At 58.6% G+C, this 18728-nt stretch carries 20 protein-coding genes and 1 riboswitch; of the genes, 11 read left to right on the forward strand and 9 right to left on the reverse strand.

Annotation, left to right across the window (positions count from 1 at the left end):
* From clcA to E1180_RS19290, 3 genes are all read right to left on the reverse strand, one after another.
* Nucleotides 1-1341, reverse strand: a 1341-nt coding sequence (gene clcA / locus E1180_RS19280; protein ID WP_155194088.1) for a H(+)/Cl(-) exchange transporter ClcA, incomplete at its 3' end; no start/stop codon positions are given.
* Nucleotides 1342-1508: 167 nt separating this feature from the next.
* A complete protein-coding gene (locus E1180_RS19285) occupies nucleotides 1509-2231 on the reverse strand; it encodes a L,D-transpeptidase (protein ID WP_196220653.1) in 723 nt (240 codons plus the stop codon).
* Between the two features lie 280 nt (nucleotides 2232-2511).
* Entirely contained in the window at nucleotides 2512-3225 is a 714-nt protein-coding gene (locus tag E1180_RS19290) for a DUF2927 domain-containing protein (RefSeq protein ID WP_155193828.1), read from the reverse strand.
* 297 nt (nucleotides 3226-3522) lie between these two features.
* Here E1180_RS19290 and E1180_RS19295 point away from each other — a divergent pair, with 297 nt between their 5' ends.
* Nucleotides 3523-4275, forward strand: coding sequence for a protein phosphatase CheZ (locus tag E1180_RS19295; protein ID WP_155193831.1), 753 nt, complete (start codon nucleotides 3523-3525; stop codon nucleotides 4273-4275).
* A gap of 397 nt (nucleotides 4276-4672) precedes the next feature.
* Nucleotides 4673-5347 carry a DNA-3-methyladenine glycosylase I gene (locus tag E1180_RS19300; protein ID WP_155193832.1) on the forward strand — a complete coding sequence of 225 codons (675 nt, stop codon included), beginning with the start codon at nucleotides 4673-4675 and terminating at the stop codon, nucleotides 5345-5347.
* Between the two features lie 136 nt (nucleotides 5348-5483).
* Here E1180_RS19300 and hisG read toward each other — a convergent pair whose 3' ends face one another.
* The 3 genes from hisG to hisS are packed head-to-tail and all read right to left on the reverse strand — an operon-like array spanning nucleotide 5484 to nucleotide 9085.
* Nucleotides 5484-6452, reverse strand: coding sequence for an ATP phosphoribosyltransferase (hisG, locus tag E1180_RS19305; RefSeq protein WP_155193834.1), 969 nt, complete (start codon nucleotides 6450-6452; stop codon nucleotides 5484-5486).
* Between the two features lie 3 nt (nucleotides 6453-6455).
* Nucleotides 6456-7613, reverse strand: coding sequence for an ATP phosphoribosyltransferase regulatory subunit (locus tag E1180_RS19310; protein WP_341873565.1), 1158 nt, complete (start codon nucleotides 7611-7613; stop codon nucleotides 6456-6458).
* Entirely contained in the window at nucleotides 7610-9085 is a 1476-nt protein-coding gene (gene hisS, locus E1180_RS19315) for a histidine--tRNA ligase (RefSeq protein WP_155193836.1), read from the reverse strand. Before hisS ends, E1180_RS19310 begins: the two co-directional genes overlap by 4 nt.
* 419 nt (nucleotides 9086-9504) lie before the next feature.
* Here hisS and E1180_RS19320 point away from each other — a divergent pair, with 419 nt between their 5' ends.
* The 4 genes from E1180_RS19320 to E1180_RS19335 all read left to right on the forward strand — a co-directional run bounded on the left by E1180_RS19320 (nucleotide 9505) and on the right by E1180_RS19335 (nucleotide 14023).
* Nucleotides 9505-10641 carry a glycosyltransferase gene (locus tag E1180_RS19320; RefSeq protein ID WP_155193838.1) on the forward strand — a complete coding sequence of 379 codons (1137 nt, stop codon included), beginning with the start codon at nucleotides 9505-9507 and terminating at the stop codon, nucleotides 10639-10641.
* 15 nt (nucleotides 10642-10656) lie between these two features.
* Entirely contained in the window at nucleotides 10657-12171 is a 1515-nt protein-coding gene (locus tag E1180_RS19325; RefSeq protein WP_208997255.1) for a glycosyltransferase family 39 protein, read from the forward strand.
* Between the two features lie 105 nt (nucleotides 12172-12276).
* Nucleotides 12277-13074 (forward strand): ChbG/HpnK family deacetylase, encoded by a 798-nt coding sequence (locus E1180_RS19330; RefSeq protein ID WP_155193841.1) that lies wholly within the window; start codon nucleotides 12277-12279, stop codon nucleotides 13072-13074.
* A gap of 259 nt (nucleotides 13075-13333) precedes the next feature.
* Nucleotides 13334-14023 carry a Crp/Fnr family transcriptional regulator gene (locus E1180_RS19335; protein WP_283404512.1) on the forward strand — a complete coding sequence of 230 codons (690 nt, stop codon included), beginning with the start codon at nucleotides 13334-13336 and terminating at the stop codon, nucleotides 14021-14023.
* Here E1180_RS19335 and E1180_RS19340 read toward each other — a convergent pair.
* Nucleotides 14020-14457, reverse strand: a complete 438-nt coding sequence (locus E1180_RS19340) for an RrF2 family transcriptional regulator (RefSeq protein WP_155193845.1) — start codon at nucleotides 14455-14457, stop codon at nucleotides 14020-14022. The genes E1180_RS19335 and E1180_RS19340 overlap by 4 nt on opposite strands.
* Nucleotides 14458-14554: 97 nt before the next feature.
* Here E1180_RS19340 and E1180_RS19345 point away from each other — a divergent pair, with 97 nt between their 5' ends.
* The 3 genes from E1180_RS19345 to E1180_RS19355 all read left to right on the forward strand — a co-directional run bounded on the left by E1180_RS19345 (nucleotide 14555) and on the right by E1180_RS19355 (nucleotide 15838).
* Nucleotides 14555-15034, forward strand: a complete 480-nt coding sequence (locus tag E1180_RS19345; protein WP_208997256.1) for a group III truncated hemoglobin — start codon at nucleotides 14555-14557, stop codon at nucleotides 15032-15034.
* Nucleotides 15035-15047: 13 nt separating this feature from the next.
* The gene (locus E1180_RS19350; protein ID WP_155193847.1) at nucleotides 15048-15272 is read left to right on the forward strand and encodes a hypothetical protein; all 225 of its coding nucleotides are present in this window, start codon (nucleotides 15048-15050) and stop codon (nucleotides 15270-15272) included.
* A gap of 179 nt (nucleotides 15273-15451) precedes the next feature.
* Entirely contained in the window at nucleotides 15452-15838 is a 387-nt protein-coding gene (locus E1180_RS19355) for an acyl-CoA thioesterase (RefSeq protein ID WP_155193848.1), read from the forward strand.
* 389 nt (nucleotides 15839-16227) lie between these two features.
* On the opposite strand, the gene E1180_RS19360 is transcribed toward E1180_RS19355, so the two are convergent.
* Entirely contained in the window at nucleotides 16228-16554 is a 327-nt protein-coding gene (locus E1180_RS19360) for a hypothetical protein (protein WP_155193850.1), read from the reverse strand.
* 29 nt (nucleotides 16555-16583) lie between these two features.
* A riboswitch (SAM-I-IV-variant riboswitch) is annotated at nucleotides 16584-16703 on the reverse strand.
* A 98-nt stretch (nucleotides 16704-16801) separates the two neighbouring features.
* Between E1180_RS19360 and E1180_RS19365 the strand changes: the two genes are divergently transcribed.
* Entirely contained in the window at nucleotides 16802-17524 is a 723-nt protein-coding gene (locus tag E1180_RS19365) for a YoaK family protein (RefSeq protein ID WP_155193852.1), read from the forward strand.
* 36 nt (nucleotides 17525-17560) lie between these two features.
* On the opposite strand, the gene E1180_RS19370 is transcribed toward E1180_RS19365, so the two are convergent.
* The gene (locus E1180_RS19370; RefSeq protein WP_155193854.1) at nucleotides 17561-17770 is read right to left on the reverse strand and encodes a SlyX family protein; all 210 of its coding nucleotides are present in this window, start codon (nucleotides 17768-17770) and stop codon (nucleotides 17561-17563) included.
* A 184-nt stretch (nucleotides 17771-17954) separates the two neighbouring features.
* On the opposite strand from E1180_RS19370, the gene E1180_RS19375 reads away from it, so the two are divergent.
* Nucleotides 17955-18659 carry a glutathione S-transferase N-terminal domain-containing protein gene (locus E1180_RS19375; protein WP_155193856.1) on the forward strand — a complete coding sequence of 235 codons (705 nt, stop codon included), beginning with the start codon at nucleotides 17955-17957 and terminating at the stop codon, nucleotides 18657-18659.
* Nucleotides 18660-18728 lie beyond the last annotated feature (69 nt).

Genomic DNA, 18728 nt, shown 5'->3' on the forward strand with positions numbered 1-18728 from the left:
CCGGGTTCCAAGTTGCACAGGAGTCTTGTCCGGCTCACTGTCTGGAGCCTGACCGGATAAGCGCAGGGTCCTTTCCAGAAGTTGTTCGTAGATGGGGCGCCCGCCCAGATGATGAGCCGTGAGGGAGGCCGTTGAACAGGTCACCAGAACCGGCATGATCAGGGCGTAGGCGCCCGTCAGTTCCATCACCAAAACCACGCCAACGAGCGGGGCCCGGACGGAGGCCGCAAAAAAACCGCCCATGGCAGCTACTGCACAGGCCGCGCGGAATTCATCTTCCAGAGGCAGCATGCTCACCGATGCAACGCCAAAGGCAAGTCCGGCACAGGTTGCGATGGACAGCATCGGCGCAAAGATCCCGCCGGGAACGCCGGAGGCATAGGAAAACAAAACTCCGCCAAATCGCAGGACAGTCAACAGGATCAGCGCCCAGATACCGTAACTATCGGTCACAAGGCCCTGCACTAGATCCTCACCGCCGCCCGTTGCTGCTGGAAACACATTCAGGAGAACACCGGTGACGCCGCCGATCACAAGCGCAGGTATCCAGCGCAGTCCTTTCGGGATCCGGGCAAACAGGTCCATCACACTGATCAGGGCCCAGTTAAAGAACACCCCGAGCGCCCCCAGCCCAACGCCCATGAGTGCCAGGAGCAAAAAGCTCCAGACTGGAATATATTTCACGTCGATCAGCAGGACCGGCCCGATATGGGTCAGTTGTTCCGTGACGGCTGCGCTCAGGATCGAGGCAACAATGACGGCCATGTAAGTCCGGTAACTGAACGGGAACTGGCGCCGCGTTTCCTCCACGATGAACAAGATCGCGGCCAAGGGTGCGTTGAAGGCCGCCGCCAATCCGGCGGCCGCACCGGCTGCAAGCAGGCCTTTGTGATCAGCACCCTGAACGGCGCTGGAGCGTGAAATGGCCTCTGCCGCCATCGCCCCCATGTGAATGGTCGGGCCCTCCCGCCCAAGGACAAGGCCGGAGCCGAGCGCAAGCAATCCGCCGAAAAACTTGGCCACAAGCACACGCGCCCAATTGAGCGGGCGCTTGTCTTCCATGGCGCCTTCGATTTCCTGAATGCCACTGCCGGCAGCTTCCGGGGCTACCCGTTGAACAAGAAGAAATGCGGCTGTCACAGCGGCAGCGGACAGGCAGGCTGAAACCGCAATTGCAAGCCCGCCATCCAGCGAAGATCTGAGGGAGGCATAAGACGAGAACAGAAATTCCAGCCCGGAGTGAAAACCGGTTGCCAGGCCGCCAACCAGAATGCCGACAACTGCAGCCTTGAGGAAATAGGCCGCATCTGAGCCGGAGAAGGTGGCTTCACGTAAAGACATTCAGACCTCAGTCTGTGATGAAATGGCCGGAGATTCGAACCCGCTCATTTATACCGTGCAGAGACGGGCCGGGAACGCAAGGAAACTCGTCTTAAAACAAAATGCGCGGAAGACTCCGCGCATCTGTCGAGCGATCACGAGCAATGGCCGTTATGGCCAATCGCAAATCAGATCACATGAACCGTGGTGCCGACGCCCACGCGCTCGTAAAGATCAATGACATCTTCATTGCGCATCCGGATACAGCCGGACGACACGGCATGGCCAATGGTCCAGGGCTGGTTGGACCCATGGATCCGGTACAAGGTGGACCCGAGGTAAAGGGCACGTGCCCCGAGTGGATTGTCGGGACCGCCCGCCATGAATACCGGCAGGTCAGGGCGGCGCTTGCGCATGGCAGCCGGCGGGCGCCAGTCCGGCCATTCGGCCTTGCGGGTGACTTTATGGCTCCCGGCCCATTCAAAACCCGGTTTGCCGACACCAACGCCATAGCGCCGCGCGGTGCCGTCACTCTGCACGAGGTAGAGATACCGCGCGTTCGTGTCGATCACGATGGTGCCCGGCTTGTGTTTGCCGTCATAGGTGACGATCGTTGGCAGGAACTGCGGCGCGACCTGGCGTGTGCGTGTTTGCGGTGCCGGCCGCTGCTGGACGGGCTGGCGCTGGCGCGACCACCAATTGACCGGTTGAGCCCGCTGAGGCTGTACCCGCTGGCGCTGGACACGCTGTGTGTTGCGCGTTGCCGCACGGGGTTGAAGCTGCAGAACCCACGGCTCTGTCAGATTGGGGCTCAAGACCAGTGGCGGCGGAGCAACCTGGCCGGCGGTTGCCGGCTGGACCATCATGGGAACAGCGGCGGTGGCGGCGACCATCAGGGCGGTCAAAGCCATTTTGGGCATGGGGAACATGGTGGTCCTCTCAGGCACGATATCAGACGTCAGTGTCGACCGCGTTCAGGGGAAGTTTCTGAAACCCGGTTAACCGATTGGCAATCATGATAGGAGGCGGGGCTGTGCCAAAGATGAATCGGCAGCGCGGAAATAGATCAAATTTTCCATATGGTTAGCGCTTGGTTGAAAAAGAGCCTGAATCAACCGTTAAGCCGTCTTCCGCTGCGGCAGACCACCGGAAATCACTGTTGTAAAGAAAGCGGTTTTCGAAAAAGCTTGGTTAACGCACCCGGTGCCGGGCATCGCGCACCACCAGCGGCAAGATGCTCTCCGTCTGCTTTCTGGACATGCCCGGTTTGATGCGCGGGTCGTAAAGCATGTTCAAAAGGATCTGATCGAAGACGGTAAAGCGGCTGTGCCGGGAGGAATCGTTAAACACCGAATGGGTCAGTTTCTCATTGTCGTTCATGGGGCCGAGCCCTTGCAGGATTTCTTCCACCAGGCAGCGCTGGAACAGAAATTCTCCTTCATCTGAAACAATCACGGCCGATGATCGTTTAATCCCGTTCCGGCCGGAGACAACGCGAACAAGGCAGCGCCCCGGGACCTTGGCGCGGGGGTTCTTGTAGATGTCCCGGCGCACGACTGTTTCATATTGGCCCCGGTCCACGACGTAGACATCGAAATTTGCCGCAGCAGGTAAGGACACAATTTCGGTTTGAAGGCCGGACACGCGCCGTCCGATGTCCCGGATGAAAGACCGGACGACCTTGCTGCGGTCGCGGCGGGACATGTTGTAGACGTAGAACCGCACGGGCTTGGTAAATTTTTTCACCAGATAGGGCCGCCAGCTCCAGCTGCGGTATTCCAGGCCGAACACCGTCTTTTCAAACCCGTCCAGCAGCTCTTCGGTCGAGAACGTATTGCTTGCCCCTTTCGCCGGGGCGGCCATGAGAATGCTGGCGAGGAAAAGCGTGTAACAAACGAAGCGCATGGACTGCATATAGGCCGATTTTTAATAGGCGCCCAGATCTAATCCAACCGCACGGTAGGCGTGACCGTCGCGACTTGGGCCAAGGTTTCCAACTTGCCTATTGAAGTAGGCATGTTTTTACCAATCGCACAAGAACCAAGGGACAGGCTGGCCGAAAGATGCGAAACCGTTACCAAAGACCGAACGGGTTGCTGCAGCCCTTCAAGTCTTGAAAAAACAATTCCTTAAACTTCGCTTGTTATAACCCCCGCCAACAGGTTCGAATGACGCCTGCAGGGGCAAGGGACGGGAGTAGGCATGGCCGCCGTAAAAAGATCCTTTCGAGCGGAAAGCTTGATACGCATGAATTCTGGGGTCAATGAAGACCCGGCATTTGCCGAAATGCGCCGCCACCAGGAAGTCATGGCCGAAATTTCCAGTTTGAAGAGCCTGATCCAAAGTGGAGCAGCGGTGCAGCAGACTGCGCTGGATCCGGATGAGATGAGCCAGAAGTTCCTGGCAGAATTCCGGAAGGAGATGTCTGAGGCCGCCAAGCTTAAAGTCGAGCTGGACGCGATCTACGAGGCGATTGCCCAGACAAAGAAAGAGATCGCCACGCTGCACCAGAAAACGGGCTCTGAAAGCGAGGACATGCATCGCGTGACCAACGAGCTTGATGCGGTCGTCAGCGGCACGGAAGGGGCAACAGAGTCTATCCTGAGCGCGGCCGAGTTCATTGACGAGACCGCCAACACCTTGTCTGCGCGCTTGAACGGTCAGGATGCCGATCTGGCCGGGGACATTCAGGAAAAAGTGGTCGAGATATTCGAGGCCTGTAACTTCCAGGATTTGACCGGCCAGCGGATCACCAAGGTGGTCGGCACCCTTCGGTTTGTGGAAGACCGTATCATGCAGATGATGGATATCTGGGGCGGGATCGAGAGCTTCAAGGACATCGAAGTCGATGCGCCGGAAGTCAAGGAAGGCGATGCTGCGCTTCTCAACGGTCCATCTTTGGAAAGCGATGTCGATGTGGCTTCCCAGGACGATATCGACGCCCTGTTTGCTTAATTGCGTTAAATCATCTTTCGAAGAACCCGGCACCGGCCAGGTTGCAGACTGCTGACAAACTCTCGTTTCGTCATCCCGGACGCGGCATCGCTGCGATCCGGGATCGGCGGGCCCCTGAGGATCAGAATAAGCTCACAGAATTTAGAGTTTTATGGCTCTCCGATCCCGGTTCGCGCTGCGCTTGACCGGGATGACCGTGGTTGTTTGGAGCTTTGTCATTGAGCTTGTTTTTGTTTCAGATCCATCATCCCCGGTATGGGCCGCGCTATTGGGCTGATATTTAATCGTCCAGCGGGCCTGATCGCCGCAAACCTCGACAGCAATCGGTTCTGAGGGCTTGCCTGGACCGGTTGCCTTTTGTACATAGAGGTACAAAACAGGAACATTTGAGGGTGCCATGACCGCCAAGACCAACCAGACGGCTGAAAAGCCTGTCCGTGATCCGGTAACGGGGCTGCTGGCGGGAGCGGACGGCAAACTCCGCTGCTGGTGGCCGGGCGGTCTTGCCGATTATGAACGCTATCATGATACCGAATGGGGCTGGCCGGTGGATGATGACCGGCGCCTTTTTGAAAAGATCTGCCTCGAAGGGTTCCAGTCCGGATTGTCCTGGCTGACGATCCTGCGCAAGCGCGATGCCTTCCGGGCAGCCTTTGCCAATTTCGAATGTGAAAAAGTGGCAGAGTTCACGGACGCGGACGTGGAACGGTGTCTGCAGGACGCCGGGATCGTGCGCCACCGCAAGAAGATCGAATCGACCATCAACAATGCACGGCGCGCCTTGGAGCTGAAGGCCGAGTTTGGCTCATTGGCGGCCTATTTCTGGTCTCACGAGCCAAAGCCTGAAAACCGTCCCAAGACAATCGATTTCGAAACGGCCAAGACGCTCGGAAAGACGGCGGAAAGCACAGCGCTGTCGAAGGATCTGAAAAAACGCGGCTGGAGTTTTGTGGGTCCGACCACCGTTTATGCCTTCATGCAATCCATGGGCATGGTCAACGATCATCTGGAAGGCTGCTGCTGCCGGGAGCCGGTGGAGGAGGCGCGCCAAAAATTTTACAGGCCCTGCTAATCCAGGATCAGCACACCGGCGTAATCACCCGGTATTCGGCTCCAGAATGCATGATCCGCTTTCTCTCAACGGGCCGCTTGCGGCCCGACTTTTTTTGGAATGTGAAGGTCCTGCTGCGCTTTGAGCGCCGTATCCGTTATCCGGCAACCTTGGCCTTCAGCGGCGCAAACAGGCGGTTTTCTTTTGAAAAGACATAGTCCAGGGCTTCGACCGTTACGGTATCAGCGCCTTCCGAAATCAGGATTTGCGCGCAATCGGCGATCGCATCCTTCGGGCACAGGACATTCACCCGCCGCTTGTCGTCGCTTTCCGAAAACCGTTGGACCGCACCGAGACGGCTGACGGCCCGCAAGGCCTGTGTCCGGTCGTCCACGATGGCCTTGACCAGCTTGACGTCTCTAGCCGTTTCCTCGGCAGCCACCCGGTCGAGGATAGAGCGGGCCCCTGAAAGCGCCGTTTCCGACCAGTCGGCATTCAGCGAGGCAACCAGATGGGCCTGGCTTTTCAGCATCACGCCGTCGCTCAAGATTTTCAGGTTGTTGGCCTGAAGGGTGGAGCCGGTGGTGGTGATATCGACGATCAGTTCGGCGGACCCGGCGGCAGGGGCCCCTTCCGTTGCCCCGGCGCTTTCGACAATGCGGTAGTCCGCGATCCCGTAACGGGCGAAGAAGGCGCGGGTCAGGTTGACATATTTGGTGGCAACCCGCAGGCGGCGGCCGTGACGCCCCCGGAAATCGGAGGCGACATCCGACAGGTCCGCCATGGTCTCCACGTCGATCCAGGCTTTCGGAACAGCCACCACAACATCGGCGGGGCCAAAGCCGAGCGGGGTCACGATATGGACCGTGTTCTCCGGGTCGGTGATGTTTTCATGGACCAGATCGAGACCGGTAATGCCGAAATGCACTTCTCCGTTTGACAGTGCCCGGGCAATTTCGGAGGCCGACAGGAAGGCGATTTCCACCGTCTCCAGCCCCTTGATCGCGCCCCGGTAGTTGCGCGCACCACCGGGTTGCAGAACTTTCAGCCCGGCCTGGCCGAAAAACTCGTGCGTGTTGTCCTGCAAACGGCCCTTGGACGGAATGGCAATGATCAGTTTGCTCATGGATCAGTCCTTTTGCGCGCCGGCAATGCGGTCGAGCCACATGGAAAAGCCAATGGCCGGAACGTCCTCGCTCGAGCCCAGCAAGGTGACGAGCTTGTCGTAGCGCCCGCCGCCCACCAGCGGCCCTGCAGCATCTGCGGCCTTGCTGTGGATCTCAAAGACAAAGCCGGAGTAATAGTCGAGGCGGCGCCCGAAATCGGCGGAGAACCGGATCTTGGACGGGTCGATCCCTTTTTGGGTCAGTGCCTCGAGCCGCCGTTCAAACGCGCTCAAGGGCGCGTCCAGCCCAAGACCGTAATCCTTGGCGAATGTCTTCAGGGCCGCCGCGGCACCGCTGCCGTCGGCGCTGAGCGCCAGATAGGTGCTCAAGGTTTCCGCCGCCCGTGTGTGCCCCGAGGCGCCGTTTGCAAGGGCAGCCTGTTCCAGGAAGCGTTCGGCAATCTCGCTGGGGGTGCGGCCGCCGACAGCTGAAATGCCTGCAATGGACAAAAGATCTTCCACCACCGCGTGAGCGGCTTCCGGGTCGGCACCTTCCAGGGCAGACAGGAACCCCAGGCGGACATCGCGGTTGTCATCTTCCGAGCCATTGCCGCCGGACATGCGCTCCAGCGCCTTGGTCAGCTTGTCGGTTTCGCCAAAAAGATCCCGCAGCCGCCGCCGCCAGACATTGGGCAGGTCGAGCCCCGCCAGAACGGCGGCAAACAGCGTCTCATCACCGATCCGGATCGAGATATCGCTCAAGCCAAACGCGTCCAGAGCGTTGACAGACAGGGCAAGCAGATCGGCGTCCGCTTCGGGAATATCGGTCCGGCCAAGGCTTTCCGCGCCGATTTGCGGGATCTCGCCAAGCCCGTCCGCCCGCTGGCGGAACACCGGGCCATGGTAGCTGTAGGCGGCGGGCAGGCTTGCTGCCGGGTCGGCCAAATGGTGGCGGCACACCGGAATGGTGAAATCTGGGCGCAGGCACAAATCGATACCATCCGTTCCGTTTGTCAGGAACAAACGGCGGCGGATATCCTCGCCGGTCAGATCCAGGAATACGTCGGCCGGCTGCAGGATCGCAGGCGTGACCGGATGGTGCCCGGCGGCCTGAAACAGGGCCAGAACCGCATCGATTTTTGCAGGATCAAGTCCGCCTTGCTGTGCGCCGGTCATTGTCATTGGCCCTCTTGCGCCCGTTGCCGGTCTTCGGCTTGCGCGTCCAGAATGCCGCGCACGGTGTCAACCAGATCCGCTTCCTTGATCGTGATTTGGGCCGGACGGCTCTCCCGCCAGGTGACGTTGTCGACATCTGTTGATTCAGAGGCCAGCCAGGTGCCTTCGATCAGGTCCTTGATTTGCAGTTCGCCCGCTTCGCGCTCATCCGAACCCTGGATAATGGCGATAGGGCAACCGCGCCGGTCAGCATATTTCAGCTGGTTGCCGAATTTCTTCCAGTTGCCCTGATACATCTCGGCCCGGATCCCGGCAGTGCGCAGGTCCTGAACCATCTTCTGGTAGCGGCCAAGGGCTTCGGTGTCGCCATCCATGACAGTCACAAGAACAGGGGCAACAACATCTGAGGCCGACAGCTTGCCAAGGTTTTTAAGCGCGGTCATCAGGCGGGAAACGCCGATGGAGAAGCCGGTCGCCGGCACATCGCGGCCGGTGAAGCGCTTCACCAGCCCGTCATAACGGCCACCACCGCCAACGGAGCCGAATTGCACGACCTCGCCTTTTTCATTGGTGACGTCGAAGAGCAGCTCAGCCTCGTAGACCATACCGGTGTAATATTCGAGGCCGCGTACAACGGAAGTATCGACCTTTATCTGGTCAGACCCATAACCGCAGGCCGCGAAAATCTCCGCCATGGTTTTGAGTTCATCAATGCCTGCATTCTCCAGCTGCCCAGAGCCGCTTACAAAGGCAATGATTGTGTCGATTGCATCTGAAGCCAGTTCAGCGCCCTTCGTGAAGTCGCCGCTCTCGTCTTTCCGGCCCTCGCCGAGAAGAAGACGCACGCCCTCAATGCCGAACTTGTCCAGCTTGTCGATGGCCCTGAGAACCGTGAGGCGGCGGTCTGCATTTTCGTCGCCGCTAAGGCCAATGGCTTCAAGAACCCCGTCAAGAACCTTGCGGTTGTTGACGCGGATGACGTATTGGCCGCGCGGAATGCCGAGGGCCTCCATCGTGTCGGCCATCATCATGCACATTTCAGCGTCCGCCTGAACGCCCGGCGCGCCAACGGTGTCGGCATCGAACTGCATGAACTGGCGGAACCGGCCCGGCCCGGGCTTTTCGTTCCGGAACACCCAGCCATTGCGGTAGGTCCGATAGGGCAGCTGGATCTCGTTGATGTTTTCAGACACATGACGGGCAAGGGGCGCGGTTAGGTCATACCGCAAGCTCATCCACTGTTCGTCATCGTCCTGAACGGAAAAGACACCTGCATTTGGCCGGTCCGTGTCGGGCAGGAACTTGCCCAGGCAGTCGGTGTATTCGAAGGCGGGCGTTTCGACGGGATCGAAGCCGTAGCGCTCATACACCTGACGGATCTTGGAGACCATCTCGTCGGTGGCGCGGATATCGTCAGCCGAGCGGTCCGCAAAGCCACGCGGCAGGCGGGCCTTCAGTTTGTTTGGTTTTTTGGCCATGAAGTCGTTTAAATCCTGGCGAGGGTCCTGGCCGGGAGCGGGTATCGGAACCCTTGATCCGGCGCGGGTGATATTGCCGGTTGTCCTAGACGAAACCGCCTTTCAGGGCAAGGGAGTGCGGGCCGAACCGGGACGTCCGCTGCGGGAAGCGGGCCGCAATTCCGCTTTTTGCGCCAAATGCCTTGTTTGGATCACAGTTCCGGCTAAAAGGGCGGCAACGGGCGAACCCATGGCGGGCCGGAACGCGGATAGCCATGAAGAGGCTCATGTTTCTTGTAATAAATCGCTAGCAGGCTATTGTCCGCCCCGGAAACGGCACACAACGCTCGGCGCAACCGGGCGGCCTAGGTAAACCGGCTAGGGCGGACCGGCTAGGGCAGGGTGCCAGTGCAGGGTAGAAAATGGACAGTGCGGTGAACATGGCAGACGAAGACGCTGCGACAACGGCGCCGGGTGCCGGGCTGCACCGCCACAGCGCCGAGCTCAGCATTGTCCTGCCCAGCTTCAATGAAGCCGAGAACATCCCGATCCTGATCGGCCTGCTCGACAAGACGTTGACCGGCATTGCCTGGGAAGCGATCGTGGTGGATGACAATTCGCCGGACGGCACGGCAGGTGTGGCGCGTGACATCGCGCTGAAGGATGCCCGTGTCCGCGTCATTCGCCGTATTGGCCGCCGGGGCCTGTCGGGGGCTTGCACCGAGGGGGTTTTGTCGTCTTCCGCACCTTTTGTGGCTGTCATGGATGCCGATCTGCAGCATGATGAAACCATGCTGCCGAAAATGCTTGCCGAGCTGAAATCGGGGGCATTCGATCTGGTTGTCGCAAGCCGCAAGGTCGAGGGCGGTGACATGGGCTCCGGCCTGTCCTCCATCCGCACCTTTGGGTCAAACATTGCCAACGGGCTGGCGCAGCGCCTGCTTAATGTGACCCTTCAGGACCCCATGAGCGGGTTCTTCATGGTACGCCGGGACCGGGCTGAAGAACTTGCGCCGAAGCTGTCGCCGCAAGGGTTCAAGATCCTTCTGGATCTGGTGTCGAGTGCTGCCGGAAGTCTCCGCATCAAGGAACTGCCCTTTACCTTCCGCAAACGCCAGCACGGGGAAAGCAAACTCGATACGCTCGTCACTCTCGACTATTTCGGGTTGCTGCTGGCGAAATATTTCGGCGATGTGGTCTCCGTCCGCTTCCTCATGTTCGGTCTTGTGGGCGCGAGCGGTTTGTTGGTGCATCTGGTGGCGCTTCGGGCATTTTTGCTAAGCGATGTTTCCTTCAATGGAGCTCAAACAGCCGCATCCTTTGTCGCGATGACCTCCAACTTCTTCCTGAACAACCAGCTGACCTATCGCGACCGGCGGCTGACGGGCTTGGGTGCGCTTGTTGGTCTGCTCACATTCTATGCGGTCTGTTCGGTGGGCGTTCTGGCCAATGTGGGTGTTGCCAATCTGATCTATGCCGATCCTGCCTACTGGTGGGTGGCCGGGACCGCCGGTGCCGTGATGGGCGCGGTCTGGAACTATGCCGCAAGTTCCGCTCTGACCTGGCGCAAATCCTAACGGGATATCTAGTCAGTGGCACACGAACCTACATCTCAAAGGCCAATTGCGGACGAACTGCCGTTTTTCTTGCGCCCTGCCGGCTTGGTGCTGCTGGTGGGCGCACTGACGGCCCTCAAGGTCTTTGCCGCGCTGAATGCGCATTTTGTCGAGGACGAGGCCTATTACCGGATCTGGGGCCTTTATCCGGCACTCAGCTATTATGATCATCCGCCCATGGTCGGCTGGTGGATCGCTGCGGGCCAGGCGCTTTTCGGCGATACGATCTTCGCGGCAAGAGCAATGGTGATCGCATCCGGGGTGATCGGATCGCTGGCGCTCTGGCGCACGGCGGCAATTTTGTTCGACAAGCGCGTTGCCGGTTGGGCGGTGTTGTTTATGAACACCAGCCTGCTTGTCGGCATCGGCGGCATTCTGGCGACACCTGACGCGCCATCGGTTCTGTTCTGGGGGCTCAGCTTGTGGGCGCTTGCGGAAGTGTCGGTTTCCAAAAACGCAAACTGGTGGCTGGCGGTCGGTGTGTTTGCAGGCTGCGGCCTCTTGTCAAAATACTCCGTCCTGTTCCTTGGCGCGGGGATAGTTCTCTGGCTGTTATGGGTGCCCGAGGCACGCCGCTGGTTAAGCGCCTGGCAGCTTTGGGCAGGCGGGTTCCTTGCAATCGCGCTGTTTTCGCCGGTGCTCTACTGGAACCACCTTCACGAATGGGCGAGCTTTTACAAACAGTTCGGCCGCGCCGGGGCAACAGACTACACAGCCAAGTATATCTTCGAGTTTATCGGCGCCCTGCTGGGCCTTCTCAATCCGATCACTGCTGTCTTGGCGGCTTTGGGAGCTGCCGTGCTCTTCAAGGGTCTGCGGCAAGGCAACAGCGCTGCGAGCCTTTTGATCCTCACCTGCGTGCCGTTTCTGGCCTATCTGCTTTATCACTCGCTTCATTCGCGCGTTCAGGGCAACTGGCCGGCGCCGCTCTTTCCGGCCTTTGCCATCATGGCAGCTGTCTTTGCCGCTGACGCCGCCCTCCGGACAAAACTCTGGAAGCGTTTTGCGGTTGCTGCGGTTGTGCTTGGGGTTGGGGTGTCCATCCTTGTGCAGGTCCACGCCGTGTCTCCAATCACCGGGGCTTTTGCGCGCAAGGATCCGACGTTCCAGCTGCGTGGCTGGCCGGAAATCGGCGGCGCTCTCTCTGCTCTTGCCGAAGAAGAAGGCGCCGGGTTCATCGCAACCACCAGCTACGGCCTGAACGGTCAGATCGATTATCTGATGAAGGACAGGCTGCCGGTCGTGCAGCTCAATGAGCGGATCCGCTATCTGATGGTGCCTGATCCGGATGTAGCGCTATTTGACGAGACCGGCCTTTATGTCGCGATCAAGCGCCGGGACCGTTCGGACCGTTTGGCGCAGACATTTGAAACGGTCACACCGGTCGCGACGCTCACCCGGTCCGTCAAGGGTGTTCCCCTTGAGGAAATGCGGGTTTACAGGATCAGCGGAAAGAAACGCGCCGTCCTGGAAGACATCAGCTTCCGGTAAGCGTGTCCGGATAGGTCAGTTGCAAGGCCAAGCTGCTTGCAAAGACGGGTTAAATGCCGCAGGGATAGGGCATTCTTTATCTCTTGACCTTTTTATTGGACCGGAATGAAGCGTATTACTCTGGGAGCACTGGATTATGGTGTCGCCTTTGGCGTAGACCGCGCGCTTCGGGAACTTGTCGAAAACGGCCGGTTGAGCGCTGTCGGGGCCATTGTTGCGACCGATCTTTGGCCGCGCGAATTCCGCCCGCTTCAGGAAACCGTTGAACGCGTTGGCAGCCGGGCAATGTTCGGCCTTACCCTTGCCTTTAGCGGAGACCGGGTGTCTCCGGTCAGTGCGCGCTTGCAAGATGTTCGGGGCGACCGGTTGTTTACCCGCGAGGAGCTTCAAAGGCGGGCCTTCATGAGGATGCTGCCGAAGGATCTGCTGCTGGAAGAGGCCGGTGCCCAAATGGCCCGCTATGCGGTACTCATGAAGCGGCAGCCGGATTTCGTGGCCGTGCGGGAAGGAATTCTGGCCCGCACCGCGCTGGCGAAAATCGTGTTTCAAGCCATCGAACAGGCGGATTTCGAACGCCCGCCGCTGATCATTTCACCGGTGCGCTCTGGCCTGAAGACACTGCGCTTGTCCCGCATGGCGGCAGCGCACGGTCTCAAGATGCTCCCAAAGGCGGACCCGTTGCCGGAGACCGACAAGCCCGAGGAGCTGCACCGGCTCTTGCACAACCATTTCGACGGCATGAGCGACATGGCATTCGTTGCCGCGATCCCCGGCCGCGCGGATGACCGGCTCCGGCGGGATGAAAGCCGTGCGAAGATCGCCGTCAGGGAGTGTCAGTATGAAGTGCTGTCCAGTGATCGCTTCTTTCATACTCTTGATAAGAAGTACGTTTTCCTGAATTGATGGATGAACGAAAAAACGGCCCTGCGGGGAACAGAGCCGTTTTTCGTGGAGGTCACGGAAGAGGGGGAGGGGCGGCCCCGCTTCCATGTTTTTAGATATAGGGTTAGTTTGACAAAGTGCACGTGATGGGCATCACAAGTTTTCTCTTCATGGGAAAACGTTGAATGTGCACCAGCAAGTATCGTGGAACCGGTCAGAACGGGCCTCTCGACCCTCTCGGGTTGATTAATGTCTGATCCGGTGGCGGCAGGGGGAACCAGTGGCGGAAATCAAGGATTTTTTGAAGAACAGCTTTTCTCTGGAAGGGCTGGACCCGGATCTGGCCGTCGGGCTGTCCAGACTGGCGCGCCCCATGAAGATCAATGCCGGCAGTATCCTGTTCGAGAACGGAGATCCGGGAAACGGATGTTACGCTGTCCTTGAGGGCTCGCTGAAGGTCTCCCTCCTGTCAGTGGAGGGAGATGAGCAGTTGCTGGCCGTTTTGGGGCCGGGGGATCTGGTGGGCGAACTGGCGCTTCTGGATGGCCGTCCGCGGTCGGCGACCGTCAGTGCTTTGAAAGAGGCGCAGCTGGCCTTTATCGACAAGGCGGCCTTCCAGCGCTATGCCGATGAAAACCCGGCGGTCTACCGTCACATGCTTTGCATCGTCGGAAAGCGGCTGCGTCACGCCAATGATGTTCTGGCGGCCCGCTCGTTTCTTCCGCTTCCCGGCCGGGTCGCACAAACCCTGCTGCAGCTGTCGGAAACCTTCGGCAAACAGCTGGATGATGGGCGGATGCTCATCCACTACAAGCTCAGCCAGGCCGACATTGCAAACATGGCGGGGGCTGCCCGCGAGAATGTCAGCCGGGTTTTGAATGACTGGAAACGCTCCGGCACGATCAGCCGTATTTCAGGCTATTATTGCCTGGAGCAGATCGAGTTTCTGGAGCAAGCCTCAACGCTTTAATCAGCTCCCGGTTCCGGCAATGGCGGAAGCACCTGTGTTTCCGCCAGGATGTCTTCAAGGGTTTGGCTGTTCAGGCTTTCTAGGAAGCTTTCGGCCGCTCTCGCCATGGCGCCCTTGAGGGCGCATCGGGGCAGAAACGCGCAACCCGCCGGTTCTGCCTTCAGGCAGGCCACGACCCCAAGGTCCGGCTCGATCAGCCGGACAACCTCGCCAAGCGCAATCTTGTCAGGTGCGGTTGCAAGCCTGATACCGCCGCCGCGGCCCCGGGTTGTTTCCAGGTAGCCGCCCTTGGCGAGCTCCGCCACGATTTTCATAACATGTGATTTGGCCAGACCGAGCTGCTTCGTCAACTTGTCGACGGTTTGCGGAGCGCGTGCCTGGCCTGTGGCCATCAAGATTCTCAAGGCAAAATCGCTGGCCTGACTGATGCGCATGGCAGGGCCTCAAAAAACATTCATCTCAGATGTTGATTTTAGAGGAGCTTTGTGCGAATTAAAAGATGCATATGAAATGAATGTTATGGAGGGGCTCATGGACGCCCGGCAATCAAGACAGGAAGCGCGCACTGGACTGCAGGAGCAGCTTTCAGCTTACTCAGACAGGCTGACCCGGTTCGAAGAGATCACACCGGAAGCGGTCCATGTTCTGGTGCATACATTTTACGGCTGTGTCCGGCAGCATCCGCGACTCGGCGAGATTTTTGAACGGCGTCTTGAGGGGCAATGGCCCGCGCACCTGGCGAAAATGGAAAGCTTTTGGCAGTCGGTTCTTTTGAAAAACGGTGCCTATAAAGGCCGGCCTGTGCCCGTGCACTTGAAACAGAAGGAACTGGTCAGCGCAGACTACGGCGAATGGCTGGATGTTTTCCGCCCTATTGCCAATGCGCTTTTCGTTCCGGAGAAAGCCGAAGAAATCATCTCAGTGGCGGAACGTATCGCTCAGAGCCTTTGGTACGCCTGTTTCGGGACAGCCGGGGCCGCTGCGCCCGCCAGCCTATCATCCAGATCCTGAGAGGAAAAAAGACATGTTGCCCGCAATCGTTTTGATCGCCGAGGGGCTGGTTGTCCTTTGGTTCGCCGGATTCATGACGATGATCATGTCCATGTACCTGGAGTCCCGGTCCATGCCGGTGCCGCGCCTCGATCTCGCCGCCCGCACCCTGATCGGCAGCGCGAAGCTCGCGTTTGTGACGGGGATGCTTGCCCTTTTTGTGCTGACTTTTTTGGAACTGCCAGGTATTGCAGGCTAAGGAGCTGCTGATGTCTAAACACACACTGATCAATCGCGGCCTGCCGATCTTCCTGATCTGGGTCGCTGCCCCCATGCCCCTGTGGATCATGGGAGGCCTGATCCGGATCTATGGCTGATGCCGCTTTGTAATTTCGCCGCCTGCCGATAGTCTTGCCCGATTGAAGCGGGAGGATCTTAATGAGCGACGAGCTGCCTCAAGGCGACCTGACACTCAGGACTATGGCCATGCCGGCCGACACCAATGCGTCCGGCGACATTTTCGGGGGGTGGGTGCTCAGCCAAATGGATTTGGCGGGCGGAATTTCCGCGGGCCAGCGGGCCGAAGGCCGTGTCGTCACCATTGCTGTCGACAAGATGAAGTTCATCCAGCCGGTGCATGTCGGGGACGTCCTTTGCATATACACAGAAATTGGCCGGATTGGCACGTCGTCCATGGAGATCAAACTGGAGGCCTGGGCCCTCCGGCACCGGTTTGGCCACCGCGAGAAGGTGACCGAGGCGATCTTCACGATGGTTGCGGTCGATGAAAACGGCAAACCGCGTCCCGTGCCAAAGGCGCACTAACCTTCTGAAAATAGGACATGGTTTGGCAGAGCTGTGCGCGGCGGGACTTTGGAAGTCATCGCCCGGTCATGGTTCTGCTTCGTCCGGTGCGCGCAGGATTGCGCGCACGCACCGATCTAAACAGTGGGACATCAGGTCCGATCCAAGAGCGTGTCGCATTAAACTGGTTGCGAAGTGCTTTGGCTTTCGCGTTGAAATCATTGATTTCAGGCAGCGAAAGACAAATGCGATTTGCTCTAGATGCAACACGCCCACAGGTGCCGGATTGAACCGGCCATGCCTCGAAAACCTGGCGTGATGCAGCGTGGTCAAGACACAATAGCCCACCCGTCGCGCTGAAACTCCGGATTTCAAGCGGCGCCAACAGTCTTTGGAATACTAAACGAGCTTTAGGTGGCAGGGGCCGTTGATGAATTCATCTTGCGACGATTCAAGATATCGGCGAACAGATCTTCATCGACGGCGCACGTGCAGCCATCTGACCAGAGCTGAAGCAACATATGCAGCCGGTCGATCCGTTCATCTTTTGAAAGCGGGGCCTTGTGCCGTGGCAGCCCGCCGATCAAGCGCAGGGATTTCATCCGCGCCAGAACACAGTCTTCCGCTGCTTGTTGCCAAACAACCGGATTCGCGATTTCGGGCCGCGATACCCCAAGCACACTGATCAATTTAGCTGCCTCTCCAGCAAGGGTTGTACAGTACAAAAAATCCTCCATCGGTCTCCCGAGGAGGACTGGCGCATTGGATGAAACCGCTTAGTTGCCGGTCGCCCATTCGGGTTCTCCAGCCACATCCCTGATGCGGAAACCACCTTGCCCGGTTCGGCAGGTTGGCGAGGGCGCCAGCCCTTCTCTTGATGATGAGGGGTGTATGCCATGACTTTCGCCCCTTGGCAAGAACGTCCGCGCATGTCAGATCTGCGCCCGGCGAATAAAACGCGCTGTGTGAAAACGAAGGTGGTGAATGGCTGGACTACATCGGAGCTTGAGCTCCCTTCTGCACCATGAACGTCTGTATGCCCCGGTTTTTCTTGCCTTTTGTGCCTGTTTTGTTGACGTCATATGCCTTATTGGACTGTTCCAGACCTTTAGCGCTTTCATCACCGGCACGCTGGTCATTTTGTTTGTCGAGGTTTTTCACCGGGCCGAACACGTTTTGCTGAAGGTGTTCGTGCTGTGTGTTTTCTTCCTGTCGACCTTCTGCATGTACCGGGTCATGACGGTGCTTTTGCGCAAGGGCCACATGCCTGTTGGATATTTGTTTGCGCTGGAGTCTTTTCTGCTGGCGGTGTTCATGGTTGTTGCAGGCTTGCTGGACCCGCGGGGGCTTGGCCCGTCCCATCCGGTGACTTTTGTTGCGATCGGGTTCGCCACAGCAGCCATGGCGGTCCAGAACATGATCATGCTGACCATGCTGAAGCGGCATGTTCCGACCACATTCATGACCGGCAATACCCTGCGGTTGGTTATCGGAATTGCAGACTATTTTGATCATCCGGAGGCCCGCGAGGAAGCCCGGCACCGGATCAGCCATCAGGTACAGGTGATTTCGGCATTCGCGGCCGGCGGATTGCTCGCCAGTTTCCTCATGGCCGTGATTGGGTTTTGGTCACTGATTGTGCCGGTCACCGTCCTGATCGTGCTGGCGCTTAGCCAGGACCGGCCTGCAACTCCTGCCACAGCCTGAAGACAGTATTATCCTTGGCCGGTCACGTCCCGTTTCTCAATAATGGGGCGGTTTGTCCACCTGGTGGCCCGGCAGGCTCTCCATTAGCTCTTCCACCTGATCGGTCATGCTGGCAATCAGCCGTTTCAAGCGTTCGATTTCCCGGCCCTGGTCGATCACCACGGTGTTCAGCTCATCAATCGTGTGATTGGCATGGGACAGATCGATTTCAAGTTTTTCGAGGCGGTCGTCGAGGTTGCTGGGCATCAATCTGGTCCTGAACTGAGTGCGAAACATGCGCAAACACTAGAATTTTCAGCGGTATAGGCCGCCAGTTGCCGGAGCACAATGAACTAATCGTTATTCGCCGATGAATTGATTGGTTCAACACTCCATATGATGGTGGACCCTCGGAACTTCCATATCCAGTTTCCTTGAAAGAGAGTTTGACATGCCATCCCTTTCCGATTTCGAAATCACCCGCAAGTGGCCCGCTCAGCATCCGGACCGTATCCAGCTCTACTCTTTCCCGACGCCGAACGGGATCAAGGTGTCTGCCATGCTTGAGGAGACGGGGCTGGCCTATGAGCCGCATCTTGTAAAATTCCGGGAAAACGAGCAGATGACGCCCGAGTTCCTGTCTCTTAATCCGAACAATAAGATCCCGGCGATCATTGATCCGGATGGACCGGGCGGGGCACCGCTGGCGCTTTGGGAATCGGGTGCGATCCTGATTTATCTCGGCGAAAAATCCGGCAAGCTCCTCAGCGCAGATCCGGCCGAAAAGCATGAAACGATCCAGTGGCTGATGTGGCAGATGGGCGGGTTTGGTCCCATGTCCGGCCAACTCGGCTTCTTTCACAAGTTTGCCGGTAAGGAATACGAGGACCGCCGCCCCTTCGAGCGTTACCGGGATGAGGTGAAACGCTTGCTTGGCGTTCTGGACAAGCGCCTGGACGGGCGTGACTTCATCATGGGCGAGGCGTACACGGTCGCGGACATTGCGTCCTGGCCTTGGGCACGGGCCCTGACCGGCTTCTACGACGCCTCGGACGTGCTGGCCGTCAATGATTATCAGAACGTGCTGCGGTGGCTTGACGTGTGCGCGAACAGACCGGCCAGCTTGAAAGCGGTCAGCATTCCCGATCCGTCCTAAAGCGGGCCGCGTTTAACCAATTACATAGTGTTTCGTCTTTTGCGTTGAAATCCTCAAGGTCAGGACGCA

This window comes from Roseibium denhamense, from assembly GCF_009711415.1.
GTDB lineage: Bacteria > Pseudomonadota > Alphaproteobacteria > Rhizobiales > Stappiaceae > Roseibium > Roseibium denhamense.

What these genes read in the sequence shown, in the direction of transcription:
- E1180_RS19345 (WP_208997256.1), top strand. Translation starts at nt 14,555, where the DNA reads ATGGACGCCCGGCAATCAAGACAGGAAGCGCGCACTGGACTGCAGGAG.
- E1180_RS19360 (WP_155193850.1), bottom strand. Translation starts at nt 16,554, where the DNA reads ATGGAGGATTTTTTGTACTGTACAACCCTTGCTGGAGAGGCAGCTAAA.
- E1180_RS19375 (WP_155193856.1), top strand. Translation starts at nt 17,955, where the DNA reads ATGCCATCCCTTTCCGATTTCGAAATCACCCGCAAGTGGCCCGCTCAG.
- E1180_RS19320 (WP_155193838.1), top strand. Translation starts at nt 9,505, where the DNA reads ATGGCAGACGAAGACGCTGCGACAACGGCGCCGGGTGCCGGGCTGCAC.
- E1180_RS19355 (WP_155193848.1), top strand. Translation starts at nt 15,452, where the DNA reads ATGAGCGACGAGCTGCCTCAAGGCGACCTGACACTCAGGACTATGGCC.
- hisG (WP_155193834.1), bottom strand. Translation starts at nt 6,452, where the DNA reads ATGAGCAAACTGATCATTGCCATTCCGTCCAAGGGCCGTTTGCAGGAC.
- E1180_RS19300 (WP_155193832.1), top strand. Translation starts at nt 4,673, where the DNA reads ATGACCGCCAAGACCAACCAGACGGCTGAAAAGCCTGTCCGTGATCCG.
- E1180_RS19285 (WP_196220653.1), bottom strand. Translation starts at nt 2,231, where the DNA reads ATGGCTTTGACCGCCCTGATGGTCGCCGCCACCGCCGCTGTTCCCATG.
- E1180_RS19370 (WP_155193854.1), bottom strand. Translation starts at nt 17,770, where the DNA reads ATGCCCAGCAACCTCGACGACCGCCTCGAAAAACTTGAAATCGATCTG.
- E1180_RS19330 (WP_155193841.1), top strand. Translation starts at nt 12,277, where the DNA reads ATGAAGCGTATTACTCTGGGAGCACTGGATTATGGTGTCGCCTTTGGC.
- E1180_RS19295 (WP_155193831.1), top strand. Translation starts at nt 3,523, where the DNA reads ATGGCCGCCGTAAAAAGATCCTTTCGAGCGGAAAGCTTGATACGCATG.
- E1180_RS19340 (WP_155193845.1), bottom strand. Translation starts at nt 14,457, where the DNA reads ATGCGCATCAGTCAGGCCAGCGATTTTGCCTTGAGAATCTTGATGGCC.
- E1180_RS19350 (WP_155193847.1), top strand. Translation starts at nt 15,048, where the DNA reads ATGTTGCCCGCAATCGTTTTGATCGCCGAGGGGCTGGTTGTCCTTTGG.
- E1180_RS19290 (WP_155193828.1), bottom strand. Translation starts at nt 3,225, where the DNA reads ATGCGCTTCGTTTGTTACACGCTTTTCCTCGCCAGCATTCTCATGGCC.
- hisS (WP_155193836.1), bottom strand. Translation starts at nt 9,085, where the DNA reads ATGGCCAAAAAACCAAACAAACTGAAGGCCCGCCTGCCGCGTGGCTTT.
- E1180_RS19365 (WP_155193852.1), top strand. Translation starts at nt 16,802, where the DNA reads ATGGCTGGACTACATCGGAGCTTGAGCTCCCTTCTGCACCATGAACGT.
- E1180_RS19310 (WP_341873565.1), bottom strand. Translation starts at nt 7,613, where the DNA reads ATGACAATGACCGGCGCACAGCAAGGCGGACTTGATCCTGCAAAAATC.